Source organism: Streptomyces sp. NPDC086080, assembly GCF_044540255.1.
Classification (GTDB): Bacteria; Actinomycetota; Actinomycetes; order Streptomycetales; family Streptomycetaceae; genus Streptomyces.
In genome coordinates this window covers 43,246-62,175 of sequence record NZ_JBITRU010000018.1, presented here as the reverse complement: position 1 = coordinate 62,175, position 18,930 = coordinate 43,246, and the positions used below count along the sequence as shown (strand labels likewise).

General features: G+C 72.9%; 18 protein-coding genes. 2 read left to right on the top strand and 16 right to left on the bottom strand.

Annotated features, from left to right (window positions below):
- Window positions 1–58: 58 nt before the first annotated feature.
- Window positions 59–556 carry a GbsR/MarR family transcriptional regulator gene (locus tag ACIF9R_RS21670; protein ID WP_399982463.1) on the bottom strand — a complete coding sequence of 166 codons (498 nt, stop codon included), beginning with the start codon at window positions 554–556 and terminating at the stop codon, window positions 59–61.
- 103 nt (window positions 557–659) lie between these two features.
- Between ACIF9R_RS21670 and ACIF9R_RS21665 the strand changes: the two genes are divergently transcribed.
- Window positions 660–1,643, top strand: coding sequence for an ATP-binding cassette domain-containing protein (locus ACIF9R_RS21665; RefSeq protein ID WP_399982460.1), 984 nt, complete (start codon window positions 660–662; stop codon window positions 1,641–1,643).
- Window positions 1,640–3,301 carry an ABC transporter permease gene (locus tag ACIF9R_RS21660; RefSeq protein WP_399982458.1) on the top strand — a complete coding sequence of 554 codons (1,662 nt, stop codon included), beginning with the start codon at window positions 1,640–1,642 and terminating at the stop codon, window positions 3,299–3,301. Before ACIF9R_RS21665 ends, ACIF9R_RS21660 begins: the two co-directional genes overlap by 4 nt.
- A gap of 44 nt (window positions 3,302–3,345) precedes the next feature.
- On the opposite strand, the gene ACIF9R_RS21655 is transcribed toward ACIF9R_RS21660, so the two are convergent.
- From ACIF9R_RS21655 to ACIF9R_RS21585, 15 genes are all read right to left on the bottom strand, one after another.
- Window positions 3,346–3,939 carry a Uma2 family endonuclease gene (locus ACIF9R_RS21655; protein ID WP_399982455.1) on the bottom strand — a complete coding sequence of 198 codons (594 nt, stop codon included), beginning with the start codon at window positions 3,937–3,939 and terminating at the stop codon, window positions 3,346–3,348.
- Between the two features lie 87 nt (window positions 3,940–4,026).
- On the bottom strand, window positions 4,027–5,250 hold the full coding sequence (locus ACIF9R_RS21650; RefSeq protein ID WP_399982452.1) for a cytochrome P450: 1,224 nt from the start codon (window positions 5,248–5,250) through the stop codon (window positions 4,027–4,029).
- 40 nt (window positions 5,251–5,290) lie between these two features.
- Window positions 5,291–5,956 carry a response regulator gene (locus ACIF9R_RS21645; RefSeq protein ID WP_399982450.1) on the bottom strand — a complete coding sequence of 222 codons (666 nt, stop codon included), beginning with the start codon at window positions 5,954–5,956 and terminating at the stop codon, window positions 5,291–5,293.
- A complete protein-coding gene (locus tag ACIF9R_RS21640; RefSeq protein ID WP_399982448.1) occupies window positions 5,953–7,317 on the bottom strand; it encodes a sensor histidine kinase in 1,365 nt (454 codons plus the stop codon). The genes ACIF9R_RS21645 and ACIF9R_RS21640 overlap by 4 nt, the downstream gene beginning before the upstream one ends.
- 114 nt (window positions 7,318–7,431) lie before the next feature.
- Window positions 7,432–8,097 carry a response regulator gene (locus ACIF9R_RS21635; protein ID WP_399982445.1) on the bottom strand — a complete coding sequence of 222 codons (666 nt, stop codon included), beginning with the start codon at window positions 8,095–8,097 and terminating at the stop codon, window positions 7,432–7,434.
- Window positions 8,094–9,437: a sensor histidine kinase gene (locus ACIF9R_RS21630; protein ID WP_399982442.1), complete on the bottom strand. Its 1,344-nt coding sequence runs from the start codon at window positions 9,435–9,437 to the stop codon at window positions 8,094–8,096. The genes ACIF9R_RS21635 and ACIF9R_RS21630 overlap by 4 nt, the downstream gene beginning before the upstream one ends.
- The gene (locus tag ACIF9R_RS21625) at window positions 9,430–10,617 is read right to left on the bottom strand and encodes an acyltransferase (protein WP_399982440.1); all 1,188 of its coding nucleotides are present in this window, start codon (window positions 10,615–10,617) and stop codon (window positions 9,430–9,432) included. Before ACIF9R_RS21625 ends, ACIF9R_RS21630 begins: the two co-directional genes overlap by 8 nt.
- The gene (locus ACIF9R_RS21620) at window positions 10,614–11,534 is read right to left on the bottom strand and encodes an alpha/beta hydrolase (protein WP_399982438.1); all 921 of its coding nucleotides are present in this window, start codon (window positions 11,532–11,534) and stop codon (window positions 10,614–10,616) included. Before ACIF9R_RS21620 ends, ACIF9R_RS21625 begins: the two co-directional genes overlap by 4 nt.
- Before the next feature lie 358 nt (window positions 11,535–11,892).
- Window positions 11,893–12,762, bottom strand: a complete 870-nt coding sequence (locus ACIF9R_RS21615) for an alpha/beta hydrolase (protein WP_399982435.1) — start codon at window positions 12,760–12,762, stop codon at window positions 11,893–11,895.
- A gap of 161 nt (window positions 12,763–12,923) precedes the next feature.
- The gene (gene kynU / locus ACIF9R_RS21610) at window positions 12,924–14,162 is read right to left on the bottom strand and encodes a kynureninase (protein WP_399982433.1); all 1,239 of its coding nucleotides are present in this window, start codon (window positions 14,160–14,162) and stop codon (window positions 12,924–12,926) included.
- Window positions 14,155–14,985 carry a tryptophan 2,3-dioxygenase family protein gene (locus ACIF9R_RS21605; RefSeq protein WP_399982430.1) on the bottom strand — a complete coding sequence of 277 codons (831 nt, stop codon included), beginning with the start codon at window positions 14,983–14,985 and terminating at the stop codon, window positions 14,155–14,157. The genes kynU and ACIF9R_RS21605 overlap by 8 nt, the downstream gene beginning before the upstream one ends.
- 149 nt (window positions 14,986–15,134) lie before the next feature.
- Window positions 15,135–15,548 carry a DUF3151 domain-containing protein gene (locus tag ACIF9R_RS21600; protein ID WP_399982428.1) on the bottom strand — a complete coding sequence of 138 codons (414 nt, stop codon included), beginning with the start codon at window positions 15,546–15,548 and terminating at the stop codon, window positions 15,135–15,137.
- Between the two features lie 322 nt (window positions 15,549–15,870).
- On the bottom strand, window positions 15,871–16,902 hold the full coding sequence (fbaA, locus tag ACIF9R_RS21595; RefSeq protein ID WP_399982426.1) for a class II fructose-bisphosphate aldolase: 1,032 nt from the start codon (window positions 16,900–16,902) through the stop codon (window positions 15,871–15,873).
- Between the two features lie 151 nt (window positions 16,903–17,053).
- Entirely contained in the window at window positions 17,054–17,602 is a 549-nt protein-coding gene (pyrE, locus tag ACIF9R_RS21590; RefSeq protein ID WP_399982424.1) for an orotate phosphoribosyltransferase, read from the bottom strand.
- Between the two features lie 10 nt (window positions 17,603–17,612).
- Window positions 17,613–18,407: an aldose 1-epimerase gene (locus tag ACIF9R_RS21585; protein ID WP_399982421.1), complete on the bottom strand. Its 795-nt coding sequence runs from the start codon at window positions 18,405–18,407 to the stop codon at window positions 17,613–17,615.
- Between the last annotated feature and the right edge of the window lie 523 nt (window positions 18,408–18,930).

Here is an 18,930-nt window from a genome sequence, read left to right as displayed (position 1 = left end):
CTTGAAACGGACCAGCCACCTTGAAACGGACCAGTCAACACTCAGCGTATCGGATCGACTACTCTCGCCCGAACCGCTCCTCCCGAACCGCCCGCCAGCGCCCCATCATCGCCTCGACCTCCTGCTCCACGAACTCGAAGAAGGCCAGCGTCTCCGCCAGCCGCCGCCCCGCCGGGGTGTCCGCGCCCAGGCTGGTGACGCCGTCGCGCAGGGCGCCCTCCCAGCGCCTGATGACGGCCTCGCGGTTGGTGAGGGCCTCGTACCACTGGTCGCCGTGCACCCGGTACCGCTCGCGGCGGGAGCCGGGCTCGCGCTCGCGGGAGACCATGTGCTGCCGTGCCAGGGAGCGCACCGCGCCGGACACCGCGGCCGGTGAGATCCTGAGCCGCTCGCCCAGTTCGGCGGAGGTCATGACCCCGGTGTCGGAGGCGAGCAGGGCCGCGAAGACGCGGGCGGGCATCCGCGGCAGCCCGGCTTCCACCAGTTGCGCCGCGAAGTGCTCCACGAACCGCGAGACCACCTCCGGATCCCGGGCCGTCCCGCTCGGTTCCGCCATGATCCGACCATCTCCCCTGCTCAGGCGCCCTCGGCCAGTCTAGTCAGCGTTTATACGCTTCCTTAACTTCACAAATGTGTGAACGGAGCGTACGTTCCGAGGCATGACGAAGGCCATCACCGTGTCCGGACTGCGCAAGTCCTTCGGCCGGACCCACGCCCTGGACGGTCTCGACCTGAGTGTCGAGACCGGCGAGGTCCACGGCTTCCTCGGGCCCAACGGCTCAGGCAAGTCGACCACCATCCGCGTGCTGCTCGGACTGCTGCGCGCCGACTCGGGGACCGCCCAGGTGCTCGGCCGGGACCCGTGGACGGACTCCGTGGAGCTCCACCGGCACCTCGCCTACGTCCCCGGTGACGTGGAGCTCTGGCCGGGCCTGACCGGCGGCGAGGCCATCGACCTGCTGGCGCGGCTGCGCGGCGGCCTGGACAGGAAGCGCCGCGCGGAGCTCATCGAGCGCTTCGACCTGGACCCGACCAAGAAGGGCCGCGCCTACTCCAAGGGCAACCGGCAGAAGGTCGCCATCGTCGCCGCGCTCGCCTCCGACGCCGAGCTGCTGCTCCTCGACGAGCCGACCGCGGGCCTCGACCCGCTCATGGAGGTCGTCTTCCAGGACGTCATCGGCGAGGCCAAGGCCGCGGGCAAGACCGTCCTGCTCTCCAGCCACATCCTGGCCCAGGTGGAGAAGCTCGCCGACCGCGTGAGCATCATCCGGCTGGGGCGCACCGTCCAGTCCGGCACCCTCGGCGAACTGCGCCATCTGACCCGCACCACCATCGAGGCGGAGACCGAACGGCCGGCCACCGCCCTGGCCGGCCTCCCCGGCGTCCACGATCTGCGGACCGTCGACGAGACCACCGGCCGGGTCCGCTTCACCGTCGACGGCGCCCAGGTCGGCACCGCGGTCCGCGAACTCACCGAGTACGGCGTCCGCAGCCTGGTCAGTCACCCGCCGACCCTGGAGGAACTGATGCTGCGCCACTACGGCGACGAGCTCGCCGCCAACGGGCACGGCACCGGCGCCGACACCGGCACCGACACCGACGGGCACACCCCCGGACAGGGCACGAACGGAGAGCCGCGATGACCTCCGCGACCGCCGACCCCGGCACCCGGGCGCCCGCCGCAGCGGTCGCGGGCGGCAACGCGCTGACCGGCACCCGGACCCTGATCCGCTTCGCCCTGCGCCGGGACCGGATCCGGCTCCCGGTGTGGATCCTGGCCCTGCTCCTCGGCACCCTCATGACGGCGAACAGCTTCAGGACGCTGTACGCCGACCCGGAGGACCGGGCGAACGCCGTCAAGAGCGTGGACAGCCCGGCCGGCCTGGCCATGTCCGGCCCCCGCCACTACCTCACCGACGACGGCTTCGGCTCCATCCTGAGCCACCAGATGATCGGCTTCACGGCCGTCCTCGTCGGCCTCATGAGCGTGCTGATCGTCACCCGGCACACCCGCGCGGAGGAGGAGACGGGCCGCGCCGAGCTGGTGCGCTCGACCGTCGTCGGCCGGCACGCCCACCTCGCCGCCGCCCTGGCCGTCGCCGTCCTGGCCAACCTCGCGCTCGCCCTGCTGCTGGCCCTCGGCCTGGCCGGCCTGGGGATGGAGGGCATCGACACCGGGGGCTCGCTGGTCTACGGCTTCGCCCACGCCGCCGCCGGTCTCGTCTTCGCCGCCGTCGCCGCGGTCACCGTCCAGTTCACCGCGCACACCCGCGGGGCGTCCGGCATGGCGCTCGCGGTCATCGGCGTCGCCTACGTGCTGCGCGCCGCCGGCGACAGCGGCGAGAACGACACCCTGTCCTGGCTGTCCCCGATCGGCTGGGTGCAGCGCAGCTACCCGTACGTCGACGACCGCTGGTGGCCGCTGCTGCTGTGCCTGCTGTGCGCGGTGGTGTGCGCGGCGGCGGGGTTCTGGCTCTCCATCCGGCGGGACGTGGGCGCGGGACTGCGTCCGCAGAAGCCGGGCAGCCCCACGGCCTCCGCCGCGCTCACCACACCGGTCGGCTTCGCCCTGCGCCTGCACCGGGGGACGCTGGCCGGCTTCGGCGCCGGCCTGTTCCTGATGGGCGCGATGTACGGGTCGATCCTCGGGGACGCCGAGGACATGCTGGCGGGCATCGACGAGATCGAGGAGGCCCTGGAGCGCATCGGCGGGGCGAGCGTCGCCGAGTCCTTCGCCTCGATGGTCATGGTCGTCCTGACGGTCGTGGCGTCGGTGTACGTCGTGATGGCGGCCCTGCGGCCCCGTTCCGAGGAGACGGCGGGCCGCGCCGAGCCGCTGCTCGCCACCGGCCTCTCGCGCTCCCGCTGGGTCGGCGGCCATCTGGCCGTGGCCATGGGCGGCGGCACCGTCGTCCTGCTGCTGGCCGGGCTCGGCTTCGGCCTGGCCGGCGCGGCCTCGACCGGTGACGCCGGGCTGGTACCCGACCTGACCGGCGCGGCCCTCGCGTACGCACCGGCCCTGTGGGTCACGGTCGGTGTGGCCGTGGTCCTGTTCGGCTGGTTCCCCCGGGCGAGCCAGGCGGCCTGGATCGTGCCGGTGTACGCGTTCGTGGTCGGCTATCTCGGCCAGATCCTCCAGTTCCCGGACTGGATGAACAACCTCTCCCCCTTCGGCCACATCCCCCGCCTGCCCGCCGCCGACATGAACTGGACCCCGCTGTTCCTGCTGACCCTCGTCGCCACCGCTCTGCTGTGGCTGGGCCTGACCGGCTTCCGCCGACGCGACCTGGAGACGAAGTAGTCCCAGCCACCCGGCCCCCTGCCCCACCCGGCGACAGAGGGCCATCAGTCCATGTACGGCTTGAGCTCCTCGGTGTCGAATGCGATGCCGACGGGGTCGGGAAGCACGACCCTCTGGCCCAACCGGCGCTTGTGGACGTTCCGGTAGCCGACCACCGGGTCCGGGTCACTGTGCACGAGGACCGAGCGACGGTCGCGGTCGATCAGCAGGTAGACGGGGATCCCGGATTCGGCGTAGGCCTGGGGCTTCTCCACCCGGTCGCGATCATGCGTGTCCGAGTCGAAGGAGGTGACCTCCACCGTCATCAGCACGCCTTTGGTGTCTGCCCAGTCCCCCTGCCCCGCGAAGTGGGCGACAGGGGCGAGCACCGCGTCGGGCAGGGCCCGGCCCTTGCGGTAGGACTCCACCTTCAGCCCCTGCACCGGACTGAGATCGAGTTCGGGCCTGGCCTGCATGCACTGACGGACCAGCCACATGATGATCGCGCCGTGATTGCCGTTGGTCACTTTCCTGAGCCCGATCCGTCCGTTGATGAACTCGAACTTGACGGTCTCGTCCTCACGCTCGGCGAACTCGGCGATCCGCTCGAACATGTCCACCGACAACTGTGATGACGCGCGTTCTGCCATAACCGTCATGGTGCCTCCCTCCGTAGGCAGGCACCAGCTTGACGAGCCATCCACGTCCGTCACTCGGAATCGATCAGTGATCATCCGAACGGGTGATCACCCCACCTCCACGCTCAGACCTTCCAAGCCTCTGATCACGAAGTTCGGCTTCCGCTTCGGCTCCGCCGCGAGTCGCAGGGTCGGGGTCTTCTTCAGCAGGGCCGTCAGGGAGGCGGCGAGTTCGATGCGGGCCAGGGGTGCGCCGATGCAGTAGTGGAGGCCGGCGCTGAAGGAGATGTGCGGGTTGTCGGCGCGGGTCAGGTCCAGGCGGGACGGGTCGGTGAAGACCGCCGGGTCGTGGTTGGCGGAGCCGAAGAGCATCGCGATCTCCGCGCCCCTCGGGATCACCTGGCCGTCGATCTCGATCTCGTCGAGGACCCAGCGTTCGAAAAGCTGGAGCGGGGTGTCGTAGCGCATCAGCTCCTCCACGGCGGAGGGGACCAGGGAGTGGTCCGCGCGCAGGGCGGCGAGCTGGTCGGGGTTGCGCAGCAGCGCCCACCAGCCGTTGACCGTGGAGTTCACCGTGGCCTCGTGGCCCGCGTTCAGCAGCAGGACGCAGGTGGAGATCATCTCCTGCTCGGTGAGCCGGTCGTCGTCCTCGTCGTGGGCGGCGATGAGGCCCGAGATCAGGTCGTCGCCGGGCTTCTCCCGCCGCTCGGCGATCAGTTGGCGCAGATAGTCCGAGAACTCCAGCGAGGCGCGGACGGCCTTCGCCGCCGTCTCCCGCGACGGGTTCAGCTCGTACATTCCGCAGATGTCCGCCGACCAGGGACGCAGCGGCGCCCGGTCCCCCTCCGGGATGCCCAGCATCTCGGCGATCACCGCGACCGGCAGGGGTTCGGCGACGTCCGTGAGCAGGTCGCCGCCGCCCGCCTCGGCCAGCGCGGACACCAGGTCCCCCGCGAGGCGGTGGACGTACGGCCTCAGCCGCTCCACCGTGCGCGGGGTGAACGCCTTCGACACCAGGCGGCGGATGCGGGTGTGGTCCGGCGGCTCCAGGTCGAGCATGCCGTGGTCGTTGAGCGTGTGGAACGGCTCGTGCTCCGGCGGGGGCGGCGTGCGGCCGAACTCCTCGTGGGTGAAGCGGTGCAGGTAGGTCCGGCCCAGGCGGCGGTCGCGGAGCAGCGCCGAGACGTCCGCGTGGTGCGGCACCAGCCACTGGTTCGTCGGCTCGAAGTACCGCACCCGGCCCTGTGCCCGCAGCTCGGCGTAGGCGGGGTAGGGGTCGGCGACGAACGCCGGGTCCCACGGGTCGAAGGCGAGGTCACGAAGGGCTGCCATGACCGGACGGTAGCCCGGAAACCGGCCTCGGACCAGGGGGTCAGCCCGGCGTGACCAGCCGTGCCTCGTACGCGAACACCGCCGCCTGGGTGCGGTCCCGCAGGCCCAGTTTCACCAGGATGCGGCTCACATGTGTCTTGATCGTCGACTCGGCGACCACCAGCCGTCCGGCGATCTCCGCGTTGGACAGGCCCTGCGCGATCAGCACCAGCACCTCCGTCTCACGGTCGGTCAGATCCCCGTACGCGGCCTGCGCGGACGGCATCAGCCGCGGCGCCTCGGCCAGTTTGGAGAACTCGGTGATCAGCCGCTTGGTCACGGTGGGGGCGAGCAGGGCCTCCCCGGACGCGACCACCCGTACCCCGTCGGCGAGCTGGCGGGCCGAGGCGTCCTTGAGGAGGAAGCCCGAGGCACCCGCCCGCAGCGCCTGGTAGACGTACTCGTCGAGGTCGAAGGTGGTCAGCACGAGCACCTTCGCCGTGCCGTCGGTGGCGACGATCTCCCGGGTCGCCTCGATGCCGTTCATCTCGGGCATACGGATGTCCATCAGGACGACGTCGGGGGAGAGTTCACGGACCCGCTCGACCGCCTGCCGGCCGTTCACCGCCTCGCCGACGACCTCGATGTCCGGCATCGCGCCGAGCAGCACCGAGAAGCCCTCGCGCACCATCATCTGGTCGTCCGCGATCAGGACCCGGATGGTCATACGTCACCTTCGTTCACCGTGGCGACCGGCAGGTACACGGCGACCTCGTAGCCGCCGTCGTCCGTCGGGCCCGCCGTCATCTCGCCGTTCAGCATGGTGACCCGCTCCCGCATGCCCGTGATGCCGTGACCGGCCCCGGGCGAGGGTTTGACGAGGCTCGGCTCGGGCGCCGGACCGTTCACGATCCGCACGCCGAGCCCGCCGAGCACGTACCCGATCTCGACCCGGGCGCTCGCGCCGGGCGCGTGGCGCAGGCTGTTGCTCAGCGCCTCCTGCACGATCCGGTACGCCGACAGCTCCACCCCCTGCGGCAGTTCCCGCACCGCGCCGGTCACCACCTTCTCGACCTCGAGACCGGCGTCGCGCACATTGACGAGCAGGGCCTCCAGATCGGCGAGGGTGGGCTGGGGCGCGTCCGGGGCCTCGTAGTCCTCCGCCCGGACCACGCCGAGGATCCGGCGCAGTTCGGTGAGTGCGGCGACCGCGTTCTCCCGGATGGTGGCGAAGGCGCGCTCCAGCTCCGGCGGCGTGTTCTCCACCCGGTAGGGCGCCGCCTCGGCCTGGATGGCGACCACCGACATGTGGTGCGCCACCACGTCGTGCAGCTCACGGGCGATGGTGGTGCGCTCCTCCAGCGCCGTGCGCCGGGACCGCTCGTGGGCGGTGACCGTCTGCTGGGCGGTCACCTCCTGCTGGGCGATGTGCCGGACGTGCCAGAGCGAGACCACGAGCAGGGCGAAGGCGGACGTCACCAGCATGGGGGCGCCGTTCGAGTAGTAGTACGACCCGCCGCCGAAGGTGTCCGAGACGAAGGCGTACACGGCCGTCACGGCCCACATCCAGAAGGCGGTGCGCGGCCGGGTGCGCACCGCCACGACGACCAGCACCCCGAGGTGGCCGACGAACGCGCCCGGCATCCACGGCCAGTCGCTCTGACCGCTCATGCCCAGGGCCACCACCGGTGTGACGACGAGCGACAGCCAGAACGCGCCGACCGGCCGGACCAGCGTGGCGAGCACCGGGAGCGCGCACAACAGGCCGATGAACAGGGCCCGCAGGTCGCCACCGGGCAGGCCGCTGGACAGCGTGCCGACGGTCAGGGCGAGGAACGCGATCCCCGCCACCACCGCGTGCGGGAGGTATGCGGCGGCGGAGCGTATCCGGCCGGGCAGCCGGCGGACGAACGGGCCGTCCGTGCGCCGGGTCGGCAGCGGAAGATAGGCGAAGGCGTCACGGAAGAGGTCCTGGCGCAGGCCCCGCAGGGAGTTCTGGACCAGCCGGTACTCCGGGCTGCGGGTCCCGGTTCCGTTCCCGTCGCCGCGCGGGGCGCCCGGGGGCTGCTGGTGAGTCGTCTCGGTCACGCTCACACGGTAGGCCGACCGGGTGGTCGCGGTCGTCCCCGCTGAGGTGGGTATCGGGGCGTCCGTCTCAGGTACTACGCAGGCCACGGCGGGTTACCTTCGAGTATCCCGGGGTCAGTACCCCGAGGGGCGGACCAGCCCCGATTCGTACGCGAACACCGCCGCCTGGGTGCGGTCCCGCAGACCCAGTTTCACCAGGATGCGGCCGACGTGGGTCTTCACGGTCTGCTCGGCCACCACCAGCCGTACCGCTATCTCCGCGTTGGACAGGCCCTGCGCGATCAGCGCCAGTACCTCCGTCTCACGGTCGGTCAGCTCGCCGACGCGCTGTCCGGGCGGGGTGCTGCGCGGCCGGGGGTCCAGCCGGGAGAACTCGGCGATCAGGCGGCGGGTGACGCCCGGGGCGAGCAGGGCGTCACCCGCCGCCACCACCCGTACGGCTTCGGCGAGTTGGTCGGCGGAGGCGTCCTTCAGCAGGAAGCCGGACGCCCCGGCGCGCAGCGCCTCGTACACATACTCGTCGAGGTCGAAGGTGGTCAGGACGAGGACCCTGATGTCCGGGGTGGCCGTAGTGATCCGCGCGGTGGCCCCGATCCCGTCGAGTTCGGGCATGCGGATGTCCATCAGGACGACGTCCGGCGCGAGTTCGGCGACCCGCGCGACCGCGTCCAGCCCATCCACCGCCTGCCCGACCACCTCGATGTCGGGCTGCGTGTTGAGCAGCACGGTGAAGCCCTGGCGGACCATCTGCTGGTCGTCGGCGACGAGTACGCGAATCATGGGGTGCCGTCCTGGGGAGCGGGGTCGGAGGCGTGCGGGGCGGGGACCGGGAGGTGGGCCTCGACCCGGTAGCCCCGGCCGGACCAGGGACCGGCCGTCAGCCTGCCGCCCAGCATGACGGCCCGCTCCCGCATGCCGAGCAGCCCGTGCCCGGCCCCGGCGGACGGCGCCGCCTCGCGGGTCGGGCCGGTGTTGACGACCTCCACCCGGAGCTCCCGCGGAGCGTAGGCCAGGACGACGCGCGCGGTCGCGCCGGGCGCGTGCCGCAGCACGTTGCTCAGCGCCTCCTGCACGATCCGGTACGCCGACAGTTCCACACCGGGCGGCAGCGGACGCCGCTCACCGGTGATCTCGGTGGTGACGGTGAGTCCGGCGGCGCGGGTGTTCTCCACCAGTGACCCGAGCCGGTCGAGGGTGGGCTGCGGGGCGTGCCGGGAGGTATCAGCGGCGTCCGCGGGCTCGCCGGGGGCGGGGTGCTCGGAGCGCAGAACGTCCAGGACGCGGCGCAGTTCGGTGAGCGCCTCGACCGCGTTCTGCCGTATGCCGGCGAGGTTCTCCTTCAGCTCGTCCGGCGGGTCCTCGACGAGGTGGGGGGCGACCTGCGCCTGGATGGAGATGACCGACATGTGGTGGGCCACCACGTCGTGCAGCTCACGCGCGATACGGCCGCGCTCCTCCAGGAGGGTGCGCCGGGCGCGTTCCTCGGCGGTGAGCGTCGTCTGCCGGCCGAGCTCGGCGCGGGCCTCGCGGCGGCCGCGCAGGGCGATGCCGAGGACGACGACGACCGCGAACAGGGAGACCGCGGTCTGGCCGGTGGGTGAGTGGTTCCACGCGCCCCAGAGGCCCTGGAGGACATAGGTGAGCAGCGCGGTCAGAGCCAGTGCCTCGACGGAGACACGGGTGCGGACCCGCAGGGCGAGCAACAGCAGGACGAGCAGGTGGGCCGCGATCCCCCACGCGTTCCAGGGCCACGGGAACCCGTCGATCTGGCCGGCCATCAGCAAGCGGCGCAGCAGGACGGCACCCGCCAGCGAGGCGATGAGTGACAACCACAGCGCCGGCACCGGGCGCCGCAGTGCGAGGACGATCGCCCCGCACTGCCCGACCGCGATCAGCAGCGCGTTGCCGTCGCCGATTTGCCCGGCTTGCTGGAGTTGGTCCAGAACGCCGAAGAAGATGCCGAACGCGGCCAGCCCCACGAACCCGTGCGGCACCCAGCGCAGCCACACCGACGGGGGCAGCGGGTTCGCCTCCCAGGTCCACAGGTCGTCCCGCAGCGCGCCCAGCCATCGCCGGACGAGCCCTTCCCCCTTGTGCGCCACGCCGTTCAGCCTAGACATGCCGTACGCCCTCCGTCGTCGGCCGGTGGGCGCGGACCACCCGGGACCGTCCGCGCCGTCGCCCTCCCCCGCCCCGCTCCCAGGACCGGAACGCGGACACGCAGACGGCGAGGGCGAGGACGAACACGGGCAGCCACACCAGCCGGGCGGCGACCCAGCCGAGGCCGTCGGGGACGGTGTGCAACCCGGGCAGGCGGCCGGCGGGCAGGGCGGCGGCGGTGGTCGCCATGAGGGCCGTCTGATGCCAGAGGAAGAGGGTCATCGCGGAGAGGTTGACCAGTGCCACCGCCGCCCACGCGACCGGCCTGCGCATCGCGCCGCGCAGCCGCTCCCGCAGCAGCAGCGCCAGCCCGCACTGGGCGACGCCGAAGGTGACGGCGGCGAGCGTCGGCGGGTTGAGGTTGGACACCTCGGCGCCCGGGACGCCGACCATCGACGCCGGGTAACCGGCGAAGGCGACGAGCGCGGCCGTGGCCGCCGTACCGGCGACCAGGAGGATCAGGCCGGACCTGCGGCGTTCCAGCTCACCCCGGGTCCAGGCGGCACCCAGGGTGTACGGCACCAGCCAGCCCGCGGCCAGGTTCAGCAGGCCCAGCGAGTCGGGGGCGCCGAGGCCGAAGCGGAACAGGTCGACATGGAGGACGACGGCGAGCGGCCACAGCGGGTGGAGCCGGGCGAGCAGCGGGGTCGCGGCGGTGAGCGCGGCGAAGACCAGGAGGAACCAGAGGGGGGACAGGGCGAGTTTCGTCAGGGCGCGGACGGTCGCGTACTCGGCGCCGGAGAGCAGCAGCACGACCGTGACGGCCGTCCACAGGGTGAGGACGGCGACGACCGGGGTGAACAGCCGGGTCGTCCGGTCGCGCAGCCATCGGTGGTACGGGACGCCCCGGGAGCGGGCCGAGGCGTACCCGCGGGTCGCCACATGACCCCCCACCAGGAAGAACACGGCGAGGGTCTGGAACATCCAGGAGATCGGGGCCAGCCACGGCATGTGCTGGAGCGGGCTGGCGGTGTGCAGGGTGCGGCCGTCCGCGACGAGCGCCGTGACGAGCCAGTGCCCGAGCACGACACCGAGGATGGCGAGGGCGCGCAGGGCGTCCACGGCGCGGTCGCGGTGCTGCGGGGTGGCCGTGTCGACACGCGCGGCGGCGCGGCGTATCGCCGTGGTGAGGCGGCTCATGAGGTCACCGCCCGCAGGTCGCCGAGGACGATCCGGGTGAGGTTGGCCAGGGAGACGGAGCCGGGGGCGAAGTAGTCGCTGTGACCTCCGTCCCCGGCCGCGAAGACCCGGGCGCCGAAGTCAGGGGAGACGGGGTCGGTGCCGAAGCCGACGGTGGTGCCGGGCAGGTCGACACTGAGGTGCGGCACGTTCTCCACCCAGTCGTCGCCGCCCCGGGCGGCCCAGACACGGGCCCGGGTGTGCAGGGCGGCCGCGGTGCGGGCACCGGTGCCGGGGCTGCCGAGGAGGGCGATGTCGTCGACGTCGAGACCGTGCGCCGCCTCGGCGCAGACGACGGATCCGTAGGAGTGGCAGAGCAGCGAGATCCGGGTCCGCTGCCCCCGCTGCCCTGCGACGGCACGCAACTCCGTCACAGCGGCCCGCAGTTCGGGAGCGGCTTCCTCCGCCCGCTCCATGGTGGCGACGGAGGTGCTGAAGGTACCGGGCGTCTCGTACCCGAGCCAGGCCACGACGGCCGTATGCGTACCGTCTGGGGCCTCGTCGCGCAGGCGCTCGTGCAGGGCGAGGGCGGCGGCGCGGAACCGGCCGTAGGTGTCCAGCCCGGTGTCGGAGCCCGGGACGAGCACGGCGACCCGGTCGGCGCGTGCGAGATCACCGAGCACCTCGGTGACCAGTCCGTCCCCGCGCCCGTCGAAGTAGAGCAACTGCCGTGCGCCGAGCGCCCGGTCGACCGCGGCCCGCTTCCGGTCGCCGTAGGCGTCGGCCATACGGGCGGCTTCCCGGGCGTTGCCCCGGTGGGCCGCGTAGGTCGCGTCGAGCCCCGCCGCGGCGGGCACCGCCGGCACGGGCGCGGGCACCCGCGCCCGCCCGGCCCCGGCGAGCGGGACGACGACGGCCCCGGCGACCACCAACGCCATCAGTCCCCGCCACCACCGGCCGACGGCACCCCGGCTCCCGCGTCCGCCTCCGGCCCCGTCCCGGCTCCCACCTCCGGTCCCGCGGACCGTCGTGTCTCCCTCGGAGGAGGTACCCCCGGGGCTCGGGAAGTCCGGTGTCCCCGCCCGATGCCGGCGCCCCATCGCCTCGCCCCTCCCTCGTCCACCGACCCGCCCATCGGGCCTGACGGACAAGGAAGTTACGGGTCAAAGGAGGTAACCCGCGTCCCACCGGGGGACTCACTCACGGGGTAGCTCTCAGGTACTAGGGGTATGACGGAGACCCCTCTGCCAGGTATGCCGGAGACGGGCACGGCAGCGCCCCCTCGCAGGGAACCGCTCACCAGCCGAGCTGGGCGATCTCCTCCGCCACCACCGCGCACGCGTCCGCCGCCGGATCGATCAGCGGGAAGTGCCCGACGTCCTCCAGCAGCGTCACCCCCACCACCTCCCCCGCCTTGGCCGCCGCCTCCGCGTACGACTCGGCGACCGCCTGCGGAACATCCACATCGGTGCGCCCCTGCACCAGGGTCGTGGCGATCCCGGTGGGCAGCAGCAGCGCCGGATCCGCGGACGGCCGGCGTTCGGCGAAGTGATCGTCACCGCCGAGGAGCTGCCGCACGGCACCCCCGCACACACCCAGCTTGTCCGCGACCTCGACGTCGGCGATCGGGGCCAGGGCGACGACCCCCCGCAGCGGCGCCGGACCGTCGGTCCGCCAGGCGGAGTCACGGGGCAGCAGATGCCGGGCGGCGGCCCACAGCGCCAGATGCCCACCCGCCGAGTGGCCGGTGAGAACGATCCGCCGGGGGTCGGCCTGCGGCAGATGCTCCCGGATCAGCCCGGGCAGCGCGTCCATCGCGGCGGCCACGTCGTCGAACGTGTCGGGCCACCGCCCGGCGATCGTGTCGCCGCCACCCGCGTCCCCGCGCCGGTACTCGACGCTCGCCACGGCGAAGCCCCGCCCGGCCAGGAAGGCCGCGAACGGGCTGATGTGGCGCCGGTCGTACGGCGCCCGCCAGGCACCGCCGTGCAGGACGACCACCACGGGCGCGGGCCCCGGCCCGCCCTCCCCGCGCGGCAGGTAGAAGTCGATCAGCTGATCCGGGTCGTCGCCGTAGGCCGCCGTGGCGTCGGGGTCCACGGGCGGGTGGGAGAAGGCCGACTCCTCCTCGGCTGCGGCCCGTGCGGCTGCGACGTCGTCCGTCATGCTCAACCTCTCAGCGATACACCGTAGTTCGACGGACCGGGCGGAGACACGGCCGTTTGGCCGGGACGGTATCAGGACGCCCACGTGCCCCGACATGCGGATGTCACGCACGGTCAGCGAGGTCGGGGGTGGCACCGTGCGGTGCCGCCCCCGACCCCGGCCTACGCCGGAACCTCCGCCAGCACGTCCGCCAGCACCCGCGCCGCCCGCTCCACGTCCGCGAAGCCGACGTACAGCGGGGTGAACCCGAACCGGAGCACGTCCGGACGCCGGAAGTCGCCGACCACGCCCCGCTCGATCAGCCGCTGCATCACGTCACCGGCGTCCTCGCAGCGCAACGCGATCTGGCTGCCCCGCTCCGGGTGCGCGAGCGGTGTCACGCACTCCACCCGGCCCTTGGGCACATACGCCCCGACGCACTCCAGGAAGAAGTCCGTCAGGGCGAGGGACTTCGCCCGGACCGCTGCCACGCCCACCCCGTCCCAGACCTCCAGCGCCGCCTCCAGGGCGAGCATGGAGAGGATGTCCGGGGTGCCGACCCGCCCGCGCACCGCACCGGCCGCCGGGGCGTAGTCCGCACGCATGCCGAAGGGCTCCACGTGGGAGTTCCAGCCGGGCAGCGGAGAGTCGAACCGGTCCTGCAGATCGGCGCGCACATACAGGAACGCCGGTGAACCGGGCCCGCCGTTCAGATACTTGTAGGTGCAGCCGACCGCCAGGTGCACGCCGTGCTCGTCCAGCCCCACCGGCAGCGCGCCCGCGCTGTGGCACAGGTCCCATACCACCAGCGCCCCCGCCGCACGCACCGCCGCCGTCAGCGACGGCAGGTCGTGCAGCCGGCCGGTGCGATAGTCGACGTGGTTGAGCAGCACGGCGGCTGTGCGGGCACCGAGCACACCGGGAACCTCCGACGGCGTCACCGGACGCAGCGTGCAGCCGGTCATCCGGGCGGCCGACTCGGCGATGTAGCCGTCCGTGGGGAACGTGGTCGCGTCGACCACGATCTCGTCCCGTACCTCGTCCCGTACCTCGTCCCGTCCGGGCCCCCCGCCGTCCGCCGACCGTGCCAGCCGCACCGCTCCCACCAGCGCCTTGAACACGTTGACGCTCGTCGAGTCGCCGACCACGACCTGCCCGGCCGCCGCACCGACCAGCGGCGCGATCCGGTCACCGATCCGTTCCGGCGCCGTCCACCAGCCGCCCTCGGTCCAGGACCGGATGCGCAGCTCGCCCCACTGCCGGCGCACCACGTCCTCGACCCGTCCGGGCACGGCGGCCGGCAGCGCGCCCAGCGAGTTGCCGTCGAGATAGACCACCTCGTCGAGCACGAACTCGGCTCGCTTGGCGGCCAGTTCGTCCGAGGCGTCCAGCTTCTCCGCCTTCACCGCGAGCTCAGACATGGGACCGCGCCGTCCACAGTTCGGGGAACACGTTCTTCCGCGCCCGCTTCTCCAGCCAGGCCACCCCGGCGGAGCCGCCCGTGCCGGTCTTCGAGCCCATCGCGCGGCGGGTGGCGACCAGATGGTCGTTGCGCCAGCGCCACACCAGTTCGGCGACATCGGTCAGCGCCTCACCGAGCCGGGCCACCTCGTCCCGCTCGTCACCGGAGTAGACGGCCGTCCAGGCCGCCTCCACCTCCGCCGACGGCTCGTACCGCAGCGTCACGTCGCGCCGCAGCACGTCCTCCGGGATCGCGTGCCCGCGCCGCGCGAGGAACCGCAGGACCTCGTCGTACAGACTCGGTTCGTGCAGCGCCTTCTCCAGCTCGGCGTGCACGCGCGGCGCGCCCCGGTGCGGGACCAGCATGGACGCCGACTTGTCGCCGAGCAGGAACTCCATGCGCCGGTACATCGCCGACTGGAAGCCGGAGCCCTCGCCGAGGGCGCCGCGGTAGGAGTTGAACTGCGCCGGGGTGAGTCCGCTCAGCGGCCGCCAGGACGCGTTCAGTGCCTCCAGCTCCCGCACGGACCGCTTCAGCGCGTCGGTCGCGGTCGGCACGTCGTCCTCGCGCAGCGCCTTCGCCGCGGTCTCCCACTCGTGGACGATGACGGTGAACCACAGCTCCATCACCTGGGTGGTGACCAGGAAGACCATCTCTCCGGGATCGTCGGAGAGGGTGTGCTGGAGGTGGGTGAGAACGTCGGCCCGGACGTAGTCCTCGTAAGGGGTCGTTCCGTGGAAGTCGAGATGCGGGGTCTCCGGCTCATGAGCCTCGTGGGACATCGCTGTCTCCTGTACCTGTACTCCGGGTAGCGGTCCGCCCCTGCCGTTACCGGCACGGGGGCCCCGGTCCCCACGGTGCATCCTGCGCAATCGTCCCCCGCCGCCGCAAGGCCCGCCTGCTCACAGGCGGGCCACGACAGTGTGACGGCTCAGCCCAGGACCTGGGCCGCCGTCGGCGAGGAGTCCTTCAGGAACTGGGAGCAGCGCGCGTACTCCTCCTCCTCGCCGATCGCCTGCGCGGCGCGGGCGAGGGCGTGCAGGGCGCGCAGGAAGCCGCGATTGGGCTCGTGCTCCCACGGCACGGGGCCGTGCCCCTTCCAGCCGTTGCGGCGCAGCGCGTCCAGCCCGCGGTGGTAGCCCGTACGGGCGTACGCGTACGACTCCACGACGCCGCCCCGCTCGAACGCCTCGTCGGCCAGCTGGGCCCAGGCCAGCGAGGAGGTGGGGTGCTTGGCGGCGACATCGGCGGACGAGGTGCCCGACGCGAGCAGCTCGCGCGGGCCGGGGTCGTCGGGGAGGTGGGTCGGGGGCGGGCCCCCGAGGAGGTTCTCGTGAATCGACATGGGTCCAGTCTCGTACATCGGCGTGCCGCGCCGCCGCGCCGGCCAGGGCGGAGCCGGCCAGGGCGGAGCCGGCCAGGGCGGAGCCGGCCACCGGGACGCCCGCCTCCAGCGGCGGCACCGCCACGCTGCCGTGGGTGCGGCACTCCGGCCGGCGGCACTCGGGCGCGGGCCGGCGTACGGTCGCGAAGGCGAGGGCGGAGCCCGCCACCAGGATGCCCGCGCACGGGGCCGCCGGACGTCGGGCATGCGGCCGCGCATACGGAAGGGCCCGGCACCGAGCGCCTCGCGCGAGCGGTACCGGGCCCTGCGTGCCGCGGGCGGGCTACTTGATGCGGGTGCCCGTCGAGCGCAGGTTCTGGCAGGCCTCCAGGACGCGGGCCGACATGGACGCCTCGGCCAGCTTGCCCCAGGTGCGGGGGTCGTAGGTCTTCTTGTTGCCGACCTCGCCGTCGACCTTCAGGACGCCGTCGTAGTTGCGGAACATGTGGTCGGCGACCGGACGGGTGAACGCGTACTGGGTGTCGGTGTCGATGTTCATCTTCACGACGCCGTTCTCCAGCGCGGTGAGGATCTCCTCGGGGGAGGAGCCCGAGCCGCCGTGGAAGACGAAGTCGAACGGCTGGGAGCCGGCCGGCTTGCCGTACTTGGCGGCGACGCCCTCGTTGAGCTCCTTCAGCAGCTCGGGACGCAGGACGACGTTGCCCGGCTTGTACACGCCGTGCACGTTGCCGAAGGACGCGGCGAGCAGGTAGCGGCCCTTGTCACCGAGGCCGAGCGCCTCGGCGGTGCGGACGGCGTCGTCGACCGTGGTGTAGAGGGAGTCGTTGATCTCGTGGGTGACGCCGTCCTCCTCGCCGCCGGTCGGGGTGATCTCGACCTCGAGGATGATCTTCGCGGCGCGGGTGCGCTCCAGGAGTTCCTGGGCGATGGACAGGTTGTCCGCGAGGGTCTCCGCGGAGCCGTCCCACATGTGGGACTGGAACAGCGGGTTGCGGCCGGCCTTGACGCGCTCCTCGGACACGGCGAGCAGCGGGCGTACGTACCCGTCGAGCTTGTCCTTCGGGCAGTGGTCGGTGTGCAGGGCGATGCTGACGTCGTACTTCTCGGCGACGATGTGCGCGAACTCGGCCAGGGCGACCGCGCCGGTCACCATGTCCTTGCTGTGCTGGCCGCCCAGGAACTCGGCGCCGCCCGTGGAGATCTGGACGATGCCGTCGCTCTCCGCCTCGGCGAAGCCGCGCAGCGCCGCGTGCAGGGTCTGCGACGACGTGACGTTGATGGCCGGGTAGGCGAACTTCCCCGCCTTCGCCCGGTCCAGCATCTCGTTGTAGACCTCGGGAGTTGCGATGGGCATCTGTCCGCTCCTTTAAGCGTGCGGTGTGGCGTACTGCGTGCTGTCGGCCCTGACCTGGAACCTTGGAAGCGACGTCATTGTCGCGCCCATCCTTCCAGACTCGGCCGGAAGGTCCATCCCGCCGTCCGCCCACTGGGCGGCGGCCGGCCCGTCAGTCGAGGCCCAGCTCGTCCTTGGCGTAGGCGAAGAGGTACGGAACCCCGGCGCCCTCCCGGATCTTCTCGGCGGCGCCGGTCGCCCGGTCGACGATGGTCGCGACGCCCACGACCTCCGCGCCGGCCTCGCGCACGGCCTCGACGGCGGCCAGCGGGGAGCCGCCGGTGGTGGAGGTGTCCTCGACGACGAGCACCCGGCGGCCCTCGATGTCCGGGCCCTCGACGCGCCGCTGCAGCCCGTGCGCCTTGGCGGCCTTGCGGACGACGAACGCGTCCAGCCTCCGGCCCCGCGCGGCGGCGGCGTGCAGCATCGCTGCGGCGACCGGGTCGGCGCCCATGGTCAGCCCGCCCACCGCGTCGAACTCCAGCTCCGCGGTGAGGTCCAGCAGCACCTGCCCGACCAGCGGGGCGGCCTCGCCGTCGAGGGTGATGCGGCGCAGGTCGACGTAGTAGTCGGCCTCCAGACCGGAGGAGAGGGTCACCTTGCCGTGCACCACGGCCTTGTCCTTGATCTGCTGCAGCAGCGCGCCGCGTGTGTCCGTCATGCGGGCCAGCTTAGAGGCGGGTCCAGGTCCAGGTCGTCGAGGCCTCCAGCGGCTCCACGGGGGTGACCAGGCGCGGGTGAGTGTTCAGCCCGTCCGGCGGGCCGGTCTGCGGCTCCACGCAGACGGCCTCGCGCTGCTCGTCGTAGACGACGACCCACTCCTGCGGGCTCGTCACCCTCAGCTCCAGCCGGCCCGGCCAGGTGAGGGTGACATCGACACCGCCGGGCATCCCGAAGCAGTCGTCCCACGGTCCCGGCTTCGGGTCGGTCCGGTGCCCGGTCGGCAGATGGTCCGCCCCCCGCTCCTCCTGCCAGGCGGGCGAGAAGTCGATCGCCACCTCCTCGCCGTCCCCGCCGAGGCTGCGGTTGAACCACGGGTGCCAGCCGATCTGCGCCGGGAAGGACGACTCGTACGTCTCCACGCCCGTCGTCAGCGTCAGGGACCCCTCGCCGAGCGTGATCTGCTGGGTGACCCGGCCCGCGTACGGCCACGGCTCGGCGAAGTCGTACGTGATCACGGCCTCGTCGGTGCTCGTACGGGCGGTGCGCCAGGCGGCGTCGCGTGCGGTGCCGTGGATCGCGTGCGGCGGGGCGTTGAGCGGCATCTGGCGCACGGTGGCGCCGTCACGGAACCGCCCCTCACGGATGCGTCCGCACCAGGGCACCATCGGGAAGCACCCGAACCGCTCTCCCTGCCGCAGCAACTCGACGCCCCCGACCCGCAGCCCACCGACCCGCCCGCCGTTCCCCGGCAGCACGTCCACTTCCGCGTCTCCCGCGGTCAGCGTGATGTGTTCGTTACTCACATGACGACCCTACTGGGACGATCAAGAGGGCACCCCCAGCACCGGACGGCGTCCGCCGGGCGGGCGCGGGGCCGGGCGCGGGGCCGGGCGCCCCGGCGGGCAGACACGGGGCCGAGCGCCCCGGCGAGCAGACGCAGGGCAGGCAGCGAGCGACGTCCCGGGCGCGCCCCGTGCCGGGCAGGCGCCGGGCCGAGCGCCCCGGGAGCAGACGCGGGGCCGAGCGTCCCGCCGGGCAGGCGGCGAGCGATGTCCCGGGCGCCCCGTGCCGGGCAGACGCCGGGCCGAGCGCCCCGGGAGCAGACGCGGGGCCGAGCGCCCCGGGAGCAGACGCGGGGCCGGGCGTCCCGCCGGGCAGGCGGCGACCGACGTCCCGGGCGCCCCGTGCCGGGCAGGCGCGGGGCCGAGCAACGTGCCGGGCAGGCGCAGGGCCGAGCGCCCCGGGAGCAGACGCGGGGCCGAGCGTCCCGCCGGGCAGGCGGCGAGCGATGTCCCGGGCGCCCCGTGCCGGGCAGACGCCGGGCCG

What these genes read in the sequence shown, in the direction of transcription:
- ACIF9R_RS21655 (WP_399982455.1), bottom strand. Translation starts at nt 3,939, where the DNA reads ATGACGGTTATGGCAGAACGCGCGTCATCACAGTTGTCGGTGGACATG.
- ACIF9R_RS21670 (WP_399982463.1), bottom strand. Translation starts at nt 556, where the DNA reads ATGGCGGAACCGAGCGGGACGGCCCGGGATCCGGAGGTGGTCTCGCGG.
- ACIF9R_RS21665 (WP_399982460.1), top strand. Translation starts at nt 660, where the DNA reads ATGACGAAGGCCATCACCGTGTCCGGACTGCGCAAGTCCTTCGGCCGG.
- ACIF9R_RS21660 (WP_399982458.1), top strand. Translation starts at nt 1,640, where the DNA reads ATGACCTCCGCGACCGCCGACCCCGGCACCCGGGCGCCCGCCGCAGCG.
- kynU (WP_399982433.1), bottom strand. Translation starts at nt 14,162, where the DNA reads ATGTCTGAGCTCGCGGTGAAGGCGGAGAAGCTGGACGCCTCGGACGAA.
- ACIF9R_RS21605 (WP_399982430.1), bottom strand. Translation starts at nt 14,985, where the DNA reads ATGTCCCACGAGGCTCATGAGCCGGAGACCCCGCATCTCGACTTCCAC.
- ACIF9R_RS21620 (WP_399982438.1), bottom strand. Translation starts at nt 11,534, where the DNA reads ATGGCGTTGGTGGTCGCCGGGGCCGTCGTCGTCCCGCTCGCCGGGGCC.
- ACIF9R_RS21635 (WP_399982445.1), bottom strand. Translation starts at nt 8,097, where the DNA reads ATGATTCGCGTACTCGTCGCCGACGACCAGCAGATGGTCCGCCAGGGC.
- ACIF9R_RS21625 (WP_399982440.1), bottom strand. Translation starts at nt 10,617, where the DNA reads ATGAGCCGCCTCACCACGGCGATACGCCGCGCCGCCGCGCGTGTCGAC.
- ACIF9R_RS21600 (WP_399982428.1), bottom strand. Translation starts at nt 15,548, where the DNA reads ATGTCGATTCACGAGAACCTCCTCGGGGGCCCGCCCCCGACCCACCTC.
- pyrE (WP_399982424.1), bottom strand. Translation starts at nt 17,602, where the DNA reads ATGACGGACACACGCGGCGCGCTGCTGCAGCAGATCAAGGACAAGGCC.
- ACIF9R_RS21630 (WP_399982442.1), bottom strand. Translation starts at nt 9,437, where the DNA reads ATGTCTAGGCTGAACGGCGTGGCGCACAAGGGGGAAGGGCTCGTCCGG.
- fbaA (WP_399982426.1), bottom strand. Translation starts at nt 16,902, where the DNA reads ATGCCCATCGCAACTCCCGAGGTCTACAACGAGATGCTGGACCGGGCG.
- ACIF9R_RS21650 (WP_399982452.1), bottom strand. Translation starts at nt 5,250, where the DNA reads ATGGCAGCCCTTCGTGACCTCGCCTTCGACCCGTGGGACCCGGCGTTC.
- ACIF9R_RS21645 (WP_399982450.1), bottom strand. Translation starts at nt 5,956, where the DNA reads ATGACCATCCGGGTCCTGATCGCGGACGACCAGATGATGGTGCGCGAG.
- ACIF9R_RS21615 (WP_399982435.1), bottom strand. Translation starts at nt 12,762, where the DNA reads ATGACGGACGACGTCGCAGCCGCACGGGCCGCAGCCGAGGAGGAGTCG.